We start from the raw sequence: 17,562 nt of genomic DNA, 5'->3' as shown, positions 1-17,562 counted from the left end.
GCGTGTACCCGATTTTCAGCAGGCAAATCCTGATTAACGGGAAACTCTCTCAAAACCGGGATACGAAGGGATGATTTACTATATAAAGCGGGTGTCGCGCATCTGAACGGGTTGCGCGCCGCCCGCTTTGTATTTAAGAGCCATTATCATGGATTCCGGGAGGCTTGCATAGCAACAGGGAGTACTGGTATATATAAAATACATATAAAGAGCCACCAATCAAGGGTTTGTTTAAGAAGGCTGATTTAGAAATCAGGCCGACATCCGCCTTTCCTTTAAATTGTTTTATTTTTACATCTTTAAAGGACGCCGGTTCTCTTGCATGACAAGATCTTGCTCAGGTGTTGCCTGTTTTGTGGATTATAGTCATATCTTTAAAAGAATTAATTATATTACTGGGTATCTGGTTGATTATATGCGTGGATTGCATGACAGTGCATGACAGTTACAATGGCTCTATATTTTATATTGACGATACTCTTAGCTGGATTGTAATAGTTTTTCTATACAATGATTATATCTATGAAGGGAAAAGTGGCTACACAGCAAAAGTTATTTACAATACTTATAGTTATACTGGCTTGTAACCTTTGTCCCCTTTTGTTATCAATTGGGTTTGCAGAGCCGCTTATTTCAGAGACCTCAGCGGAAGGCGACGTCTTCTGGCTGTGGAAGTTGTTGGGCCGGCTGCATCCGCTGGCAGTCCATTTGCCAGTGACGTTGCTCTGCCTGGCAGCTTTGTTAGAGGTTGTTACGCTCAGAAAGTATCATTCAACACTCCGTCCGGGCATAAACCTGCTGGTGGTGCTGGGCGCTATCGGTGCCGTTATTTCTGCTGTGCTGGGGTGGATGCTGGCAGGCCAGGAAGATTACGGGGGCGATACGCTGGACATGCACCGCTGGACAGGGGTGGCAACAGCCGTGCTGGGTGTTGTAGCAACGTTGTTCCTTTATGCGGTAGAGAAAAAGTCCAGGTGGAATCTTATAACAGTTTATCGAAGCGTCCTGATATTTTCCGCCATAGGGGTGACGGCGGCGGGCCATTACGGCGCATCCCTCACCCATGGGGAGGTTTACCTGGCCAGCGTCATTCCGTGGAGTGAGGATTATGAGGGAGAGCCGAATATAAGCAGCAACATCAACCTGGCTTCCCTGAAAAACGGCGGCGCGCTGGACCACGAGCAGCAAGTTGCGCTTAACGTTCAGGTAAGGAGCATCTTCGCGCACAGTTGCTACAAATGCCACAGTTCAGATAAAATAAAAGGGGAGCTCCGTCTTGACAACAAAGAGATGGTGTTTAAAGGTGGTGAGTCTGGGGCCATCTTGGTTCCCGGCGATCCCGATAACAGTGAGATAGTGCGCCGGATTAACCTGCCCCGCAGCCACAAAGAATCCATGCCCGGAAAGGGCAAAGCACTTAGCAAGGAGGAGATAGAACTCATCACCTTCTGGATTAAGGAAGGGGCGCCCTGGCCGGATTCTTCCAAGACCATCTTCAGGGTGGCGGAGATGAAACCACGGATGCCGGCCCTGCCTCCTGCCACTAACAAGCTCCGGAACCCGGTTGATTTGTGGGTAAACAGCTACTTCGAAGAGCATAAGATCGCCTGGCCCGCGGTGGTAGACGACAGAACTTACTTAAGAAGAATCTTTCTTGACATAACCGGTCTCCTTCCTACGCCCGAAGAACTAACCGCCTTCTCCCAGGATACCAGGCCCGATAAAAGAGCTATATGGGTAAGGCAACTGCTTAACCGCGACAATGCCTATGCCATGCACTGGCTCACCTTCTGGAACGATGCGCTCCGCAACGACTATACCGGTACCGGCTATATAACGAATGGCCGCTTTGATATATCCGAATGGCTGTATAAATCATTGGAGGAAAACAAACCCTACAACCAGCTTGTGAAAGAACTCCTGAGTCCCACCGAGGAATCCCAGGGCTTCATCAAAGGCATCCAATGGCGCGGCGTCGTCAACTCAAGCCAGTCAATCGAGATGCAGGCCGCACAGAATGTTTCTCAGGTTCTGCTGGGGCTAAACTTAAAATGCGCCTCCTGCCACGACAGCTTTATAAGCGACTGGAAACTGGCGGATGCCTACGCTTTTGCCAACATATTCGCCGATTCTACACTTGAGATCAACCGATGCGACGTTCCTACGGGGGCAATGGCCGATACAAGAATTCTTTGGGAGGAACTCGGTGATATAGACGAGGCGGCTTCTGTAAAGGAAAAGCTAAAGCAACTGGCCGATAACCTGGTGAAGCCGGAAGATGGGCGCCTGTACCGCACGCTCGTGAACAGGATATGGGCGCAGCTGATGGGGCGGGGAATAGTTGCCCCGGTAGATGCCATGGACAACGTGCCGTGGAGCCAAGATTTGCTGGATTGGATGGCTTCTGATTTCGTGGCCAATGGCTATGACATGAAAGAGCTGATTTACCTGATCGCCACTTCCAAAGCCTATCAGCTGCCCTCGGTGGGAGTAGATGATATTAACGACATCAACGCACAGGATTTCAAGTTTACGGGCATGCTGCGGCGAAGGATGACCGCCGAGCAGTTTGCCGACGCTGTGAGCAGCACCATATACCAGGTGTACCCGGACTCTGCGCTGCGGTATAATCCCTACGAGAAAATAGCCAGCTACAAGGCAAAAGTTCCTTTTGTGAGAGCGTCGTTGGTGGAGAACGATGTGTTCCTGACTGCCCTAGGGCGACCTAACCGGGAGAACGTGACTACCGGAAGGGACACGCAGGCAAACCTGCTGCAGGCACTGGAACTCACCAACGGCGAAAAGCTGAATGAGGTGCTCCGGAGAGGGGCCGAAAACCTGGTGACAAACGTCAGGGACAATGACGTCATTATCAGAAGAGTTTATCAGAAGGCCCTGGGCCGCGAACCGAGGCCTGAAGAGTTTGCGGTAGCCAGGCAGGCGCTCGGGGCGTCTCCGGACACTGCCGCTGTGCAGGATTTTCTATGGGCAGTGGTGCTCCTGCCGGAATTCCAGCTAATCTATTGAGCTATTTTTTAATCTCCAAGTAATCAACGCCATGCATGCAAAATGGAATAGAAGAGAATTCCTCAGGACAGCCAGTGCGGCTACTTTGGGAGCCCTCGCGGCCGGCGCTCCAATGGCTGGGCTTTTATCTTCCTGCAGTACCGATAAAAATAAAAAGCTTCTTGCGTCTGATACGGTCAAAGCAAGGATTGCCGATTCTAAGGCCGATACGGTCATCCTGCTCTGGATGGCTGGCGGCATGGCCCATACCGACACATTTGACCCAAAAAGATACACGCCCTTCGAAAAGGGGCTGGATGCAAACCGCGTGCTCAGCACGTTCAAGTCAGTGCCTACTGTTTTGGATGATGTCTACTTGTCGGAGGGGCTGGAGTCTATCGGCAAGGTGCTGGACAAAGGCACGCTGATACGGTCTTACGTGGCGGCCGATCTTGGTTTCATTCTGCATTCGCGGCACCAGTACCACTGGCACACCTGTTACGAGCCGCCGCAGTCTGTTGCCGCTCCCCATATAGGCGCCTGGATAGCCAAAGAGCTGGGGCCCAACAACCCGGTTATTCCAGCCTTCATTGATATAGGCCAGCGGCTGACACTGGGGGAGGGGGAAGAACTGAAAGCTTTCCACACCTCCGGTTTCCTGGGCAACGAGTTCGGACCTTTCATGATACCCGACCCTACCACCGGACTGGAAAGTGTAAAGCCTCCGGTGGGCATGTCTTATAAAAGGTTTGAGAGGCGAAACCAGCTGTACAACGACCTTATCAGCAACAGTGCGTTCGGCGAGTTTGGCAGTGGCTATCAGAAAGAGTCGCTGATGAGGTCGATGGAGCAATCCTATATGCTGCTCAACTCGCCAGAGGCAAAGGCTTTTGACTTAAGCACGGAGCCTAAAGAGAGTTATGACATCTATAACACCGGGAAGTTTGGCTTAGGCTGCCTCCTTGCCCGCAGGCTTACAGAAAAAGGGGCCAGGTTCATCAGCGTAACGACGGAGTATGAACCCTTTAAAGGCTGGGATACGCACGAGAACGGGTATACCCGGTTAAAGGAAATGAAAAAGCAGATAGACGCCCCGGTGGCGCAACTGATAAAAGATCTGGATAAGACAGGGCACCTGGACAGGACCTTGGTTATTTTAGCGAGCGAGTTCAGCAGGGACATGATGGTGGAGGGCCGCCCCGGGGAGAAGGTAAAAGAACAGGTAGACCAGCCGGATATAATCGATTACATAAAGTACTACGGCATGCACCGCCACTTCACCGACGGCTGCTCCATCCTGATGTTTGGCGGCGGGATAAAAAAGGGGAATGTATATGGCAAAACGGCTGATGAAAGACCATGCAAAACCATAGAAAAACCCATCGTTATCGATCAGGTGCACCAGACTATATACCATGCGCTCGGCATTGCCGCAGACGCGCACGCGATGGTGGAAGAGCGCCCTTTTTATACCACCCCGGATGGCATAGCGAAACCAGTCATGGAACTGTTCGCTTAAGAGTGGCAGCATAGTTTAGCTGAGCGACTTTCAGCACATCCTCATGTATTTTAAAGAATCAATATGAAGCAATCCCGAACACCGGCTACATCACGGTTCTGGACGAGAAGGATCGGGTGGTCTCCACGCCGGGCGGAACGGAGCCTATATATACCAAAGGAGCTTTGCAGGAGCAGCGGAAGGACCGCTCTTTCCTGGGCTTCATGCACCCGCACGATGTGTGTGTGGACTCTGATGAAAATATTTACGTTCCCCAGTGGGCCTCCAAGAAAACATACCCCCTGAAGCTGGAAAGAGTATGAGGAGTAAAAAAAGGAGTCTCATGTAAATTGCGAGGCCGAATATTTCTCTTCTTGGAGAGTATAATAGGGTGGTAACGTAGCATCGTTAGCAGAGATTTATCTCAAGCGCCTTATTTGCTTCACCTCCCTATATGAAGCAGCATAAGCCAGTGCCTCGGCACTGGCTTATGCTGCTTTTTCCTGTCTAAGCAGTGGCCAATAATCCCTTCAGAAAGCATGCATCCAGACGCAAAAGCTGTTTTTAGGATAAGCGGCGCATCATCCTTATTCGGGCAGGTTAAGGATCCTTCATTTCCTGCTCCCTAACGAATAATAGCTCTCGAAGCGTACTGTCTTTCTGCCACAAGGACTATCTGTAGAAAGATTGACTTCTAACTCTGACAACCGCACAGGCGTGCTTAGACCCAGAGTCTTGGCCCTCGTCACCTTTTGTCTGAATGCTCCATCTTTGTTTCTGAAATTCAGGACAGTGCAGGAGAGTGTACTGCTTTGGATATAGTAGATTAGTGGTGTAGTGATTAATCGATCACTGCTAAAGCAAGTCACGCAGCTTCATTTCATTCAGTTTTCAACTCAAACTAAAAAAACATGAAGAACTATTTAATTCAGAAGATGAGGTATATTCTTATACTGCATCTCATTCTAATCTCCGCTGTGGGGGCACGGGGCCAGGGTACTTCAGTTGCGGGAAAAGTTACGGATGAGAAAGGGACGGGCCTGCCCGGCGTAACTGTACTGTTAAAAGGTACAACGAATGGTACTGCCACTGACGCAACCGGTAATTACTCTTTGAATGTACCGGATGGCAATGGGACATTAACGGTGTCTTATATAGGCTTTAAAACACAGGATGTACCCATCGAGAACCGGAGTTCTGTCAATATAACATTGGCTACAGACACGAAAGCTTTAGAGGAAGTGGTTGTAGTAGGATATGGCACTCAAAAGAAGTCTGACCTGACTGGCGCAGTTACATCCGTAAAATCCGAGGAACTACAGGAGCGGCCTGCCGCGTCTCTGACGCAGGCTTTGGCAGGAAGAGTACCCGGGGCTAACGTGTCCGTGAACTCTGGCCGGCCTGGAGGAAGGGCGAACATCAGGATACGGGGCAATACGTCTGTAAGCGTTACCAATAACCCGCTTTATGTAATTGATGGGGTTATCCTGAATGTGACGGATTTAGCTAATGGAAGTACCCCGATAGATTATCTCAACCCGAATGATATCGCTTCGATCGAAGTTCTGAAAGACGCCTCTGCCACGGCCATATATGGAGCGAGGGGTGCAAACGGTGTGATCCTGGTGACGACCAAGCGCGGCAGCCAGGATGGGGGACAAGTTAATTATGACACCTATGTGAGCGTAGGGACGCTGGCAAGGAAAATCGACCTGTTAAATTCTGAGGAGTTTCTGCACGTAGAAGAAGTTGCTTATGAGAATGCGGAGAAATACGACCCAGAGGGCTGGGCAGCAGGAAAGTACGTGGACCCCCGAACGAAAAGAACGAACCCCTTGCTTTTTGATGCAAACGGCAATCCTTTATATGATACAGACTGGCAGGAGGAGGCAACTCAAAATGCAATTACCCAAAGCCATCAGTTATCCTTTACCGGCGGAAATGCAAAAGATAGCTATGGTGCATACCTAGGGTACCGGAACGAAGATGGCTTGATCAGAGAATCATGGCTGAAGCGTTACTCTGGCCGTTTTGTCTTCGACAGTGAGATCAAAAGCTGGTTGAAGGTAGGCGGCACGCTGAGTTATAACGACCAGAACGAGAAGCAGATTGACCCGTTGGGCGCCGGCGGTATAACGACCATGCGGCAGGTACTGGAGGCACTGCCGATCATCCCGGTGAAATACGAGGACGGAAGTTGGGCCGGTAATGAAGATTATCCCGGTATGGAAGGGGGCGGCAACCCTGTGAATGTTGCAACGGATCGACTTTACCTGTTAAGGACGCAGACAATGCTCGGCAATCTGTATTCCAGCATCAGGTTCGCCGAGGGCTTAGAGTTAAGGACAACCCTTGGCACAAACATCATCAACCAGCGGATCGACTACTATGGTGGCCGCACGCTGAACTATATATCCCGAAACCAGGGTGGGGACGCCTCAGTTGAGAACCAGCGGCATAACTCCTGGCAGTTTGAAAACTACCTTACCTATAACAAGAAAATATCCGATGATCATTCTTTTACAGGCTTGTTAGGTCTGTCATGGCAGCATGTCGATCGTTTCAGTGCCCTTGCGAGGGCGCAGAGGTTCCAGGACGATTATTTCCAGTTCAATAACCTGGGTGCCGGGGCTAACCCGGTGGCGCCGGCTTCCGGAACCAGCGCCTACGGTCTTAACTCTTACTTCGGCAGGATAAATTACAACTTAAAGGAGAAGTATTTGCTGACGCTCACGGGCCGGGCCGACGGCTCATCCAAATTCGGATCGGAGAACAGGTACGCGTTTTTCCCTTCTGCTGCCTTAGCCTGGAGGATGTCGGAAGAAGACTTCATCAAAAACATCCCCGTTATCTCTAACCTGAAAGTGCGCACCAGCTATGGCGTAACCGGCAACTCTGAAATCACGGCCTACCAGGCCCTGGCCGGGCTAGGGAACTACTCGGTTATTTTTGACGGGGCAAGAACGATCGGGGTAGGTATCAGCAGGTTGGCCAACCCGGATCTGCGATGGGAAAAGACGCACCAGGTAGACGCAGGCCTTGAGATCGGGCTGTTTAATAACAGGGTTTCGATGGAAGTGGACGTATATCGCAAATTAACGACCGACATGCTGCTGAGTGCGCCTGTGCCCTCCAGCAGCGGCTACACAACTGTTACCAGAAACGTCGGCAGCATGGAGAACCAGGGTGTTGAGTTTGCGCTGAACACGGTGAACATTGCCTCCGGTGATTTTACATGGAGCACCAACTTCAACATCTCTGTCAACAAAAACAAAGTCAAGTCATTAACAGGGGGGGCTGACATATTCTCCGGATCGACTGTGATTCGGGAGGGAGAGCCTGTAGGGTCCTTTTTCGGATACGTGCATCTCGGGACCTGGAGCACCGATGAAGCAGACGAAGCGGCAAAGTACCTGCGGCTCCCGGGCGACATCAAATACAAGGATGTGAACAACGACGGACAGATCAACGACCGCGACCGGGTGATCATCGGGAAGGGTATACCGGATGGATTCGGCTCCCTGATCAACACCTTCAACTATAAAAACTTTGACCTGACATTCGACATGCAGTTCATGTACGGGAATGACGTGTTGTTCAGGAGCATGCACTCTGCTGAGGACCGCCAGGGAATCGCCAACAGCTTTGCGACCGTCCTGAATGCCTGGACTCCGGAAAACCAGAACACCTCGATCGCGCAATGGAGGCCGATACCAGCCGGATATGACACCTTCAATGATAGCCACCGGGTAAAGGATGCCGATTTCATCCGGGGAAGAAACCTGCTGCTGGGATATACCTTTTCTCCCGGAATCACAGAAAAGCTGCACCTGAACCGACTCAGGCTATATGCCTCCATGCAGAATTTCTTCCTGCTGACAGCGTATGAAGGCTACGATCCGGAAGTGTCCACCTCGGGTTCTCCGTTCGATCAGGGCGTGGCACTCTATGACTATCCAAAGCCAAGGGTGTTTATGGTAGGCCTGAATGTTGGATTTTAATTAATCACGTCTAAAAACAGCTATTATGAAAATAACGATAAAAAAGGGCATCAGCCACGCATTGGTTTTAGGAGCACTCGTGCTTGCAGGATCGGGTTGTGATGATTTCCTTGTGGAGCCGGATCGGTCTAACTTCACCTTAGAGAATTATTTCACGAAGCCAGAGCACGCTGAAAGCGTCGTAAATTCTATATATGAGAATTTAAGGTCGACCACCGGAGGTGGTTTCGGGGGGGCTCCCTGGATGATGCTTGAGTTCGCCACCGGGCTTGCGAACACTGATCTGGGCCAGGCCCAGAACAGCATCAACATCCGCAACCTTGTAAATAACTCAGACAATGACTATGGCAGCGCCTACTGGACGAGCAGCTACCGCGGGATAGCAAATGCGAACCTAGCGATCGCTAAAATACCGGAAATTACGATGAATGAAAGCCGGAAAATGCAGTTGCTGGGTGAGGCAAGGTTCCTGCGGGCGTATTATTACTATAACCTGGTAAGAATCTTTGGAGAGGTTCCTTTGCTCACCGAGCCTGTAGATCTGAATTCTCCTGAGCTTTACCCATCAGAAGCTTCCGTGGAAGAGATATATAACGTGATCGTAGAGGATCTGACCACGGCAGAGGCATCCGGGCTTCCTTTTACAGATGAGACAGGGCGTGTTTCTTTGGGTGCGGTGAAATCTTTGCTGTCCAGCGTTTATCTCACCATGGCGGGGTACCCTTTGCAAAAAGGGGCTGACTATTACCAGAAGGCGGCAGATAAGGCGGCAGAGGTGATCGAGTCAGGCGAGTATGAGCTGTTTACTTCCTATGACGACCTGCACAGCGAGGCCAAGGAGAACATTGAAGAGAATATCCTGATGGTGCAGTTCGAGCCATTCATTATGCCCTCTAACTGGCAAACCTCGATCATCCCCTATAACAAGGGTATCTCTGAGTATTCTGACGAGACGGGAGCCATATATGCTAACACGGACTTTGTTGAATCTTATGAGCCTGGGGATAAGCGGACAAAGGAAAAGGAATTTTACTACACAGAATATTCCCTGAGTAGCGACCGCACCAAAACGGTGAACCTGGGAGGCCACTTTATATACAAGCACTTTGATCCGTTGGCCCACCTCCAGACGACAAGTAGCGGACTTAACTGGACACTGATGCGTTATGCAGAGGTTCTGTTGATCTATGCGGAGGCTATGAATGAAGTGTCCGGGCCAACCCCGGAAGCGTATGAAGCTGTCAATAAGATCAGGAGAAGGGCCGAGCTCCCGGAGTTGGGAGGGCTAAGCCAGCAACAGTTCAGAGAGGCCGTTTGGAGAGAAAAATGGCATGAGCTGAGCTATGAGAACAAAACCTGGTTCGATATGGCACGGCTTCGGAAAGCATACAATGTGACTACCGGAAACTTTGAGGATTTCGTGGGTCATCAATTCTCATACGGCCCGACATTACAGGAGCGGGAGTTACTCTTCCCGATTCCGACTGCAGAAATCAGGAACAACGATAAACTCACTCAAAACCCGGGCTATTAAACTGGTAGCAAGATAAAGCTGCGTAGCTGGTGCTGGAACGCGCTCGTTATCAATGGGTAACGAGCGCATCAGCTCATTCTGCGCAGCCTTGTATGGGGCTGATTCTAAAGAAAGCTGGAGTCACTGCTTCCTTTCGGATGCCGAGAATAGTTAAAATGTATTAAATTAATAGGGCTTAATTATGTACATTATGGTTTGTTATCGCTCGGACGTTCGGGAATGAGGTAAGCCAGAAAGCTGGTTAAATGCGCTAAGCGCATGCTGCAAGGGCCGATGAGGTGCCGGGCAGGTAATTTTGTCTCACACAGAAAATCTAAAATAGAGTATATCCATTTGCCTTCTTAATAGTCAATCATATGCGTTATATAATTTATCTCTCTTTGTGCATCTTGTCCCTGACAGGCTGTAACGTGCCGGGGACAAGCATGGAAACGGACGAAGCTGCTTTAAAGGTTGAGAAAGGTTCTCACATCGTCCTGATAGGGAATAACCTGGGTTCCAGGATGATGAACTTCGGCCATTTCGAGACTGAAATGCACCTTCGCTACCCGGACAGCCTGTTATATATCCGGAACATGAGTGACGGTGGAGACACTCCCGGGTTCAGGCCGCACGCCAGCCGTGTATCACCGTGGGCCTTTCCGGGCGCTGAAAAGTTCCAGACCGAGCTCGCTACCAATTCAGGTAGCGAAGGCCATTTCCCGACACCGGACGAGTGGCTCACGCAACTGAAGGCGGATATCATCATCGCTTTTTTCGGGTACAACGAGTCCTTTCAGGGAGAAGAAGGCCTTGAGAATTACAAAGCAGAGCTTGATGCCTTTATCAAGCACACCTTAAGCCAGCAATACAACGGTGAATCGCCTCCTCAGCTGGCGATCGTATCGCCCATCGCCTTCGAGGACCTTTCCGGTGAATATGACCTGCCGGATGGCAAGAAGGAGAATGCTAACCTGCTCTTGTATGCCAAGGCCATGGAAGAGGTGGCCGCCAAGAACAACGTCCACTTTGTAGATGCATACTCCCCTACAAAAGAGTGGTTTGATGTGGATGTAAAGCCCCTGACAATCGATGGATTCCAGCTGAGTGAGGATGGATATAAAAGATTCTCGACCCTGCTCGCTGACAAGGTGTTCGGGAAGACTAAAGCGAAGGCCGAGGCACAGCGTAACTTAGTTCTTGCCGCAGTACGCGAGAAGAACTGGATGTGGCACAATGACATCAAAATCCCGAACGGCGTGCATGCCTACGGTCGCCGCTACAATCCCTTCGGGCCTGACAACTATCCTGCTGAGATTGCCAAGATCCGTGAAATGACCGCCATCCGGGACGAGGCGATCTGGCGGGCGGTGAAAGGCGAGAAAATGGATATCGCTGCCGCCGATAAAAACACCTCCCCGCTGCCGGAGGTAAAAACCAACTACGACCCGGAGGAAAACGGCAGCACGGAATACCTGTACGGGCAGGAGGCGCTTGCTAAAATTAAAGTGGCCCCGGGATATAAGATCGAGCTTTTCGCCTCGGAAAAAGAATTCACCGATTTAGCCAACCCCGTACAATTGTCCTTCGATAACAAAGGGCGCCTTTGGGTGGCTACCATGCCAAGCTACCCGCATTACAGACCAGGTGATCAAAAGCCGAACGATAAGATCATCATATTGGAAGACACGAATGCTGACGGGAAAGCTGACAAACAGACGACCTTTGCTGATGGCCTGCACCTGCCGGTAGGGTTCGAGCTCGCGCCGGAGGGGGTGTATATATCGCAGGGCACAAACCTGATGCTCTACACCGACACAAACGGCGACGACAAGGCCGACAAAAAGCAAGTCCTCCTGAGCGGGTTTGATGACCACGACACGCACCACGCGCACAGCGCCTATGCCGCCGACCCATCCGGGGCCATCTATATGGGCGAGGGCGTTTTCCTGCATACCAACGTGGAAACCCCTTACGGGCCGGTTCGGGCCACCAACGGCGGCTTCTACCGGTATAATCCGCAGCGCCATCACCTGGAGAGAACGGCCCAGCTCTCCATCCCGAACCCGTGGGGCATTGCCTTTGATGAATGGGGCCAGAACTTTTTCGCGGAGACCTCCAGCCCGGATGTGCGCTGGATGATGCCCGGAACGGTGAAGCCGAGATATGGCGTCGCCACCCACAAATCAAATCAGCTTATTGAAGAGAAGCACCGGGTACGCCCTACCTCCGGACTGGAGTTCGTTTCCAGCCGGCACTTCCCGGACGAGGTGCAGGGCGACTTCCTGATCAACAACACCATTGGCTTTTTGGGTACGAAGCAGCACACGCTGGTAGACGACGGCACGGGCTATAAGAGCCGGCACCGCCAGGACCTGGTGCAGTCAGAAGACCGCAACTTTCGCCCGGTGGATATGGAATTCGCGCCTGATGGCTCGCTTTACCTCGTTGACTGGCACAACGTGCTGATCGGCCACATGCAGCACAACGCACGCGACCCACTCCGCGACCACGTGCACGGACGCATCTACCGCATCACGTACCCTTCCCGCCCACTGGTGAAACCAGCCAAAGTGGCCGGGGCTACGATCCCCCAACTCCTCGATAATCTAAAGCTGCCGGAGTTCAGGACCCGCTACCGTACCCGCCGGGAACTGCGGGGCCGCGATAAGTCTGAGGTACTGCCTGCGCTTACGACCTGGGTGGCAAGCCTGGATAAGAGCGATCCCCGGTATGAGCATAACATGCTCGAGGCTTTATGGGTGAGTTGGGGCTTAAACCAGGTAGACCAAGGCCTGCTTCGGCAGCTACTGCAGGCAAAGGATTATCATACACGGGCTGCGGCCGTGCGCGTGCTGCGCTATACAGGGCATCAGGTGGCCGACCAGGCAGACCTGCTGATGCAGGCAGCCAGGGATGAGCACGGGCGTGTGCGCCTGGAAGCGATTGTCGCTGCCTCCTGGCTGGACAAGGAAGAGGGGCTTGCTATCGTGAATGAAGCCGGTAAGAAGCCACTGGATGAATGGATGGTGCACGCCCATGAAACAGCGCTGGCACATCTTAATGGCAGAGCAGTGGAGAAAAAGGAGCAGGCCATTGCCAAAACCGATCTGAAAGGGGCTGAACAAGACCTGTATATTAAAGGCAAAGCCATATATGCCCGAGAAGGATTCTGCGGCACCTGCCATCAACCTGACGGGAAAGGCCTGACCAGCTCTGGCTTTCCGCCACTGACCGGGACCAAATGGGTAGTGGGCAGCGATGAACGCTTAATCAAAATTGTGTTAAAAGGGCTCCACGGCCCAATCGAAGTGCTTGGGAAGGAGTACCCCGGGCAAGTGCCGATGACTCCTTTCGGAGGGATGCTGAAAGACGAGGAAGTAGCGGCCGTACTGACCTACGTGCGGAACTCCTTTGGCAACAAGGCTTCCGCTGTCACGCCGGAGAAAGTGAAGGCAGTACGGGAGGCCACAAAAGACAAAACCGGTTTCTACTCGCCTCAGGAGCTACTCGAACAACACCCGGCTGAGGCCCGTCTTCCTTAGCTGTTACAATTGTTGTGATCCACCATAAACATATATAGCCGTCTATGAAATATTTGAAAAGCATGAGATCCCTTGTTTTAGCGTGCCTTTTACTGATGTGCACACTTTCTTCCTGCGCCCAGTCCGAAGCAAAGTTAAGTGCCGAAAAACCCTTGGTGGTGTTTGTAACCGGCGACCATGAGTACAGCAGCGAGGCAACCATGCCGCTCATCGCCGCTGAATTGGAGAAGAACTACGGGTTCCGCACGATTGTCCTCAAATCCTCGCCGGATCATAACTCTGAGGAGAACATTCCGGGGCTGGAGGCTTTGAAAGAGGCGGACCTGGCCGTGTTCTTCCTGCGTTGGCGCCGGCTGCCTGCTGACCAGGTGAAGCACATTGAGGATTACCTGAAGACCGGCAAGCCCGTGGTGGGTTTCCGGACCACGACCCATGCCTTCAATTATCCGAAAGGCCACGAACTGGAAAAATGGAACGCGTTTGGAGAAATGGCGTTCAATTCTCCTCCCGGCTGGGGTGGCAAAGCGAACCATACCCACTACGGCCATGAGTCCAGCACGGACGTGTCCGTAATCCCGGAGGCGAGCAATAATCCCATCCTGACGGGGGTCGATCAAAAGTTCCATGCAAAATCCTGGCTATATACCACCCTACCGGACTACCCTTCCAGGGGCTCGGATTTGCTGCTGATGGGGCACTCCGTGAACCCGAACAAGGCGGATGCGATCGATCACCCGGTAGCCTGGACGGGCGAGAATTCTTATGGCGGAAAAGTATTCATGACCACGCTGGGGCACCCGGAGGATTTTAACGAGGAGCCGTTTCAGCGCCTGGTGATCAACGCAGTCCATTGGGCTGCCGGCAAGCCTGTTCCGAAGAAGTGGAACGGGGCAATAGAAATGAACGTGCCTTACAGAACCCCTGAGAATTGAAATAAACTGCCCGCGCATATAGGGGCAGCTTTCTTGGGTGATAAGAAGGCTGGCGTGCTCTTTATGCCATCAACTGGGGGCAGTGCTTTAGTTTACTTTAACGCCATTCTATAGAAAGAGCAATGAATAAGATTGGATTTAACGTGCTGGCTTGGTCGGCAGTAGTGTCGGATGAACTGCTGCCTATCATCGACAGATTGAAGGCTATCGGTTACGATGGCATCGAATGCTTTATAGGATCACCGGATGAAGCCGCCTATAAACGCGTGGGCGAGCATGTCCGGAGTATTGGCATGGAGGCAACCTGTGTTTTCGTGGTAGGGAAGGATGAGAACCCCATCAGTGAATCAGCCGCAGTAAGAGCAAAAGCGCTGGACCGCATGAAGTGGACAATAGACCGCGCGCACGACATGCAGGCCAGGGTAATTTGCGGACCCTTCCATTCGGCGCATGCCGTCTTCGCGCATCATGCCCCCGATGACCGGGAATACGAGTGGAGTGCCGGGGTGCTGCGGGCCGCCGGGGAGTATGCGGCGCAAGCCAATATCACCCTTGCGTTGGAGGCCCTTAACCGTTTTGAGTGTTACCTGTGCAACACCATGGAGCAGCTTACCCGGTTGGTGAAAACGGTCGGGCAACCGAACGTCAAGGCGATGTTCGATACCCATCACGCCAACATCGAAGAGAAGAAATTCACGACGGCCATCCAAAGCATCGCCCCCCTGCTGGCACACGTCCACATCAGCGAGAACGACCGCGGCACACCCGGCGACGGGCATGTGGATTTCGACAAGGTCTTTTCGGCATTAGCCCATATAAACTACTCTGGCTGGCTCACGATCGAGGCTTTTTCAAGGAACGACCCGGACTTTGCCAATTCAATCGGCGTATGGCGTGAATATTCCGATCCCTGGGATATAGCAGAAGGTGGTTTTAAACTTATCAGGCAAATGTGCCAAAAGCATGGGCTTGATCTGCAGAAAACCGTGAACCACGCGCTTTAACATTGTTATATATTCTAATTATATAGTCTAAACAAGATTCCTGACATGACGCAGCAACTTCCATTTCGCTTTGGATCAGAGGTATATACCTGGTTTATGAACAACAACGGGCAAACGTATGAAGGCCAGTTAGGGCATATGATTGAAGTAATCGCCAAAGCCGGATTTACCGGTATCCAACCGATCTATTCCTGGATGGGGGATTTGCAGGACGCGGACCGTTTAGAGGCGAAGCTGAAAGAGGAGGGCATAGAACTGGCGGCTCTCTCCCTGGCGATGGATTGGAACGGGGCGGAAGAATCGGAAAAGGAACGTGAGGAAGCAGACCAGGCCATCCGCCTGCTGCAGCGTTTCCCGGGAGCTATCCTCTGCACGGTGCAAAAGCCAAGTGGCAGGCATGATCTGACCTCCCGCCGCCAGAACCTGGTGAACATTGTCAACAGCGTATCGAGAAGGGCGATGGAGCGGGGCGTGCCGTGCAGCTTTCATCCGAACTCGCCCCACACGTCCATCACCCGCACAGAGGAAGACTATAGCATCATATTAGAAGCATTGGACAGCGAGGCCACCGGCTGGACCCCCGATGTGGGCCATATCATCAACGGAGGCATGGATCCGCTGGAGAAGATGAAAGAATATGCCTCTATGATCAACCACGTGCATTACAAGGACTGGGACGGAGCGCCGGAGTTTGCCCTGATGGGGAAAGGGAAGGTTAACCTGCCGGCGATCACCCAGTGGCTGAAAGACAGGGACTACAAGGGCTGGATCGTTTGTGAAGACGAGGGCAAAGAGGCGCTGGAGAACCCGGACGCCGTTACGCTGCATGACGGCCAGTGGATAAGGGAAGAACTGTTGCCACAAGTAAAATAGCCCAGGGACATGCCATATATAGATACCAATGGAATAAAGCTTTATTACGAAGAGCGCGGTTCGGGAGACCCGCTGTTGCTGATCATGGGCATCACCGCCCCTGGGTCAGTGTGGGAGCAGCATGCGGCGTACTGGGAAAAGGACTTCAGGTGCATACTCGCGGATAACCGTGGGGTGGGGCGCTCAGGTAAGCCCGCTGCGCCCTATACCACCGCGCAGATGGCGGATGATTATGCGGGGTTACTGGATGCGCTGCATATACAGCAGGCAAGGGTGGTCGGCTGTTCGATGGGGAGCATCATTGCGCAGCAGTTAGCAATCCGTCATCCTGAGAAAGTAAAGTCACTGGTGCTGATGTGCACCTGGGCCCGCTGCGATAACGCGGCAAGGGGAGTATTTCAGCATATGATGCACTGCAAGGCCCGGCTCAGGCCAGAAGAGTTCAGTTTATATATCCAGTTGCTCATCTACGCCAAACCCTCCTGGGACAACCAGCAGATGTTTGCAGAGTTGGAGGAGGGGCGCCGACAGGCAGCCGAGGAGGAGCACCCGCAGCCGCTGCATGGCTTAGAGGGGCAGGCGGCCGCCTGTATCACACATGATGTGCTGGAGGAACTTCAGGGGATTTCCGCGCCAGCCCTGGTCATAGGCGGGAGGGACGATGCTTTCACACCGGTCTGGATGGCGGAAGAAGTGGCAGGGGCGATGCCAAACGCCGAACTCCATCTGTATGAGCGGTCCGGGCATGCCTTTCACTGGGAAAACGTGGCGGATTTCAACCCCCGTGTCAGGGACTGGCTCCTGGCGCACTAAGGGCGGGGCGCTGTGGCAATTTATAGAGGCCGCCGCTGCTACAGCCTTTTCAGGATGCAAAACCTGCCGCCACCTGAAGGGGTTCACCCGATCTGTGCCGGCATCCGAAGGCCGGTTTTACCTGTTTGCTTTGCAAAGTTTGGCTCTGTTGATTTTAAAAGCATATATTCAGGTTAATAAATGGAACCGGATTATTTGCTTCTAAAATGCTGTTTACCTAAATTAAACTCGAATGAGTGAGGCCTTAGTGACAAGCAAAAAGCAGTGTACGCAGTTACGCTGATAACGCTTTGAAGCAAAGGGTTTTCCGGGGCGATGGGTTTGCCAGCACAGGCAACCTGTCCGCAGGTTTCCGTTGCCTGACTGACGCGACCACC

At 52.2% G+C, this 17,562-nt stretch carries 9 protein-coding genes and 1 pseudogene; all 10 read left to right on the top strand.

Translation table 11 applies throughout. The annotated features are described in order from the left end of the window. Positions 1–687 precede the first annotated feature (687 nt). The 10 genes and pseudogenes from ABD920_RS20125 (at position 688) to ABD920_RS20080 (ending at position 17,185) form a co-directional block, all read left to right on the top strand. Entirely contained in the window at positions 688–3,027 is a 2,340-nt protein-coding gene (locus ABD920_RS20125; RefSeq protein WP_345162369.1) for a DUF1549 domain-containing protein, read from the top strand. Positions 3,028–3,058: 31 nt separating this feature from the next. Continuing rightward, the gene (locus ABD920_RS20120; RefSeq protein ID WP_345161623.1) at positions 3,059–4,525 is read left to right on the top strand and encodes a DUF1501 domain-containing protein; all 1,467 of its coding nucleotides are present in this window, start codon (positions 3,059–3,061) and stop codon (positions 4,523–4,525) included. A gap of 74 nt (positions 4,526–4,599) precedes the next feature. Next, positions 4,600–4,827, top strand: a pseudogene (locus ABD920_RS20115) (6-bladed beta-propeller); the annotation flags it as partial. A 588-nt stretch (positions 4,828–5,415) separates the two neighbouring features. Next, positions 5,416–8,505: a SusC/RagA family TonB-linked outer membrane protein gene (locus tag ABD920_RS20110; RefSeq protein ID WP_345161621.1), complete on the top strand. Its 3,090-nt coding sequence runs from the start codon at positions 5,416–5,418 to the stop codon at positions 8,503–8,505. A 25-nt stretch (positions 8,506–8,530) separates the two neighbouring features. Next, positions 8,531–10,039, top strand: coding sequence for a RagB/SusD family nutrient uptake outer membrane protein (locus ABD920_RS20105; protein ID WP_345161619.1), 1,509 nt, complete (start codon positions 8,531–8,533; stop codon positions 10,037–10,039). A gap of 425 nt (positions 10,040–10,464) precedes the next feature. Next, the gene (locus ABD920_RS20100) at positions 10,465–13,563 is read left to right on the top strand and encodes a PVC-type heme-binding CxxCH protein (protein WP_345161617.1); all 3,099 of its coding nucleotides are present in this window, start codon (positions 10,465–10,467) and stop codon (positions 13,561–13,563) included. Positions 13,564–13,658: 95 nt separating this feature from the next. Beyond that, positions 13,659–14,495, top strand: coding sequence for a ThuA domain-containing protein (locus ABD920_RS20095; RefSeq protein ID WP_345161615.1), 837 nt, complete (start codon positions 13,659–13,661; stop codon positions 14,493–14,495). A 122-nt stretch (positions 14,496–14,617) separates the two neighbouring features. Beyond that, positions 14,618–15,499 (top strand): sugar phosphate isomerase/epimerase family protein, encoded by an 882-nt coding sequence (locus ABD920_RS20090; protein ID WP_345161613.1) that lies wholly within the window; start codon positions 14,618–14,620, stop codon positions 15,497–15,499. 45 nt (positions 15,500–15,544) lie between these two features. Next, complete coding sequence (locus ABD920_RS20085; protein ID WP_345161611.1) at positions 15,545–16,372, top strand: sugar phosphate isomerase/epimerase family protein; 828 nt, start codon at positions 15,545–15,547, stop codon at positions 16,370–16,372. A 9-nt stretch (positions 16,373–16,381) separates the two neighbouring features. Further along, complete coding sequence (locus ABD920_RS20080) at positions 16,382–17,185, top strand: alpha/beta fold hydrolase (protein WP_345161609.1); 804 nt, start codon at positions 16,382–16,384, stop codon at positions 17,183–17,185. Positions 17,186–17,562 lie beyond the last annotated feature (377 nt).

It is taken from the genome of Pontibacter saemangeumensis, from assembly GCF_039541895.1.
Lineage (GTDB): Bacteria > Bacteroidota > Bacteroidia > Cytophagales > Hymenobacteraceae > Pontibacter > Pontibacter saemangeumensis.
The sequence above is the reverse complement of the archived record's forward strand: the minus strand, read 5'-3'. Positions and strand labels throughout refer to the sequence as shown.

Coding starts and splice junctions, on each gene's coding strand:
- ABD920_RS20095 (WP_345161615.1), top strand. CDS start 13,659: ATGTGCACACTTTCTTCCTGCGCCCAGTCCGAAGCAAAGTTAAGTGCC.
- ABD920_RS20090 (WP_345161613.1), top strand. CDS start 14,618: ATGAATAAGATTGGATTTAACGTGCTGGCTTGGTCGGCAGTAGTGTCG.
- ABD920_RS20100 (WP_345161617.1), top strand. CDS start 10,465: ATGGAAACGGACGAAGCTGCTTTAAAGGTTGAGAAAGGTTCTCACATC.
- ABD920_RS20105 (WP_345161619.1), top strand. CDS start 8,531: ATGAAAATAACGATAAAAAAGGGCATCAGCCACGCATTGGTTTTAGGA.
- ABD920_RS20080 (WP_345161609.1), top strand. CDS start 16,382: ATGCCATATATAGATACCAATGGAATAAAGCTTTATTACGAAGAGCGC.
- ABD920_RS20085 (WP_345161611.1), top strand. CDS start 15,545: ATGACGCAGCAACTTCCATTTCGCTTTGGATCAGAGGTATATACCTGG.
- ABD920_RS20120 (WP_345161623.1), top strand. CDS start 3,059: ATGCATGCAAAATGGAATAGAAGAGAATTCCTCAGGACAGCCAGTGCG.
- ABD920_RS20110 (WP_345161621.1), top strand. CDS start 5,416: ATGAAGAACTATTTAATTCAGAAGATGAGGTATATTCTTATACTGCAT.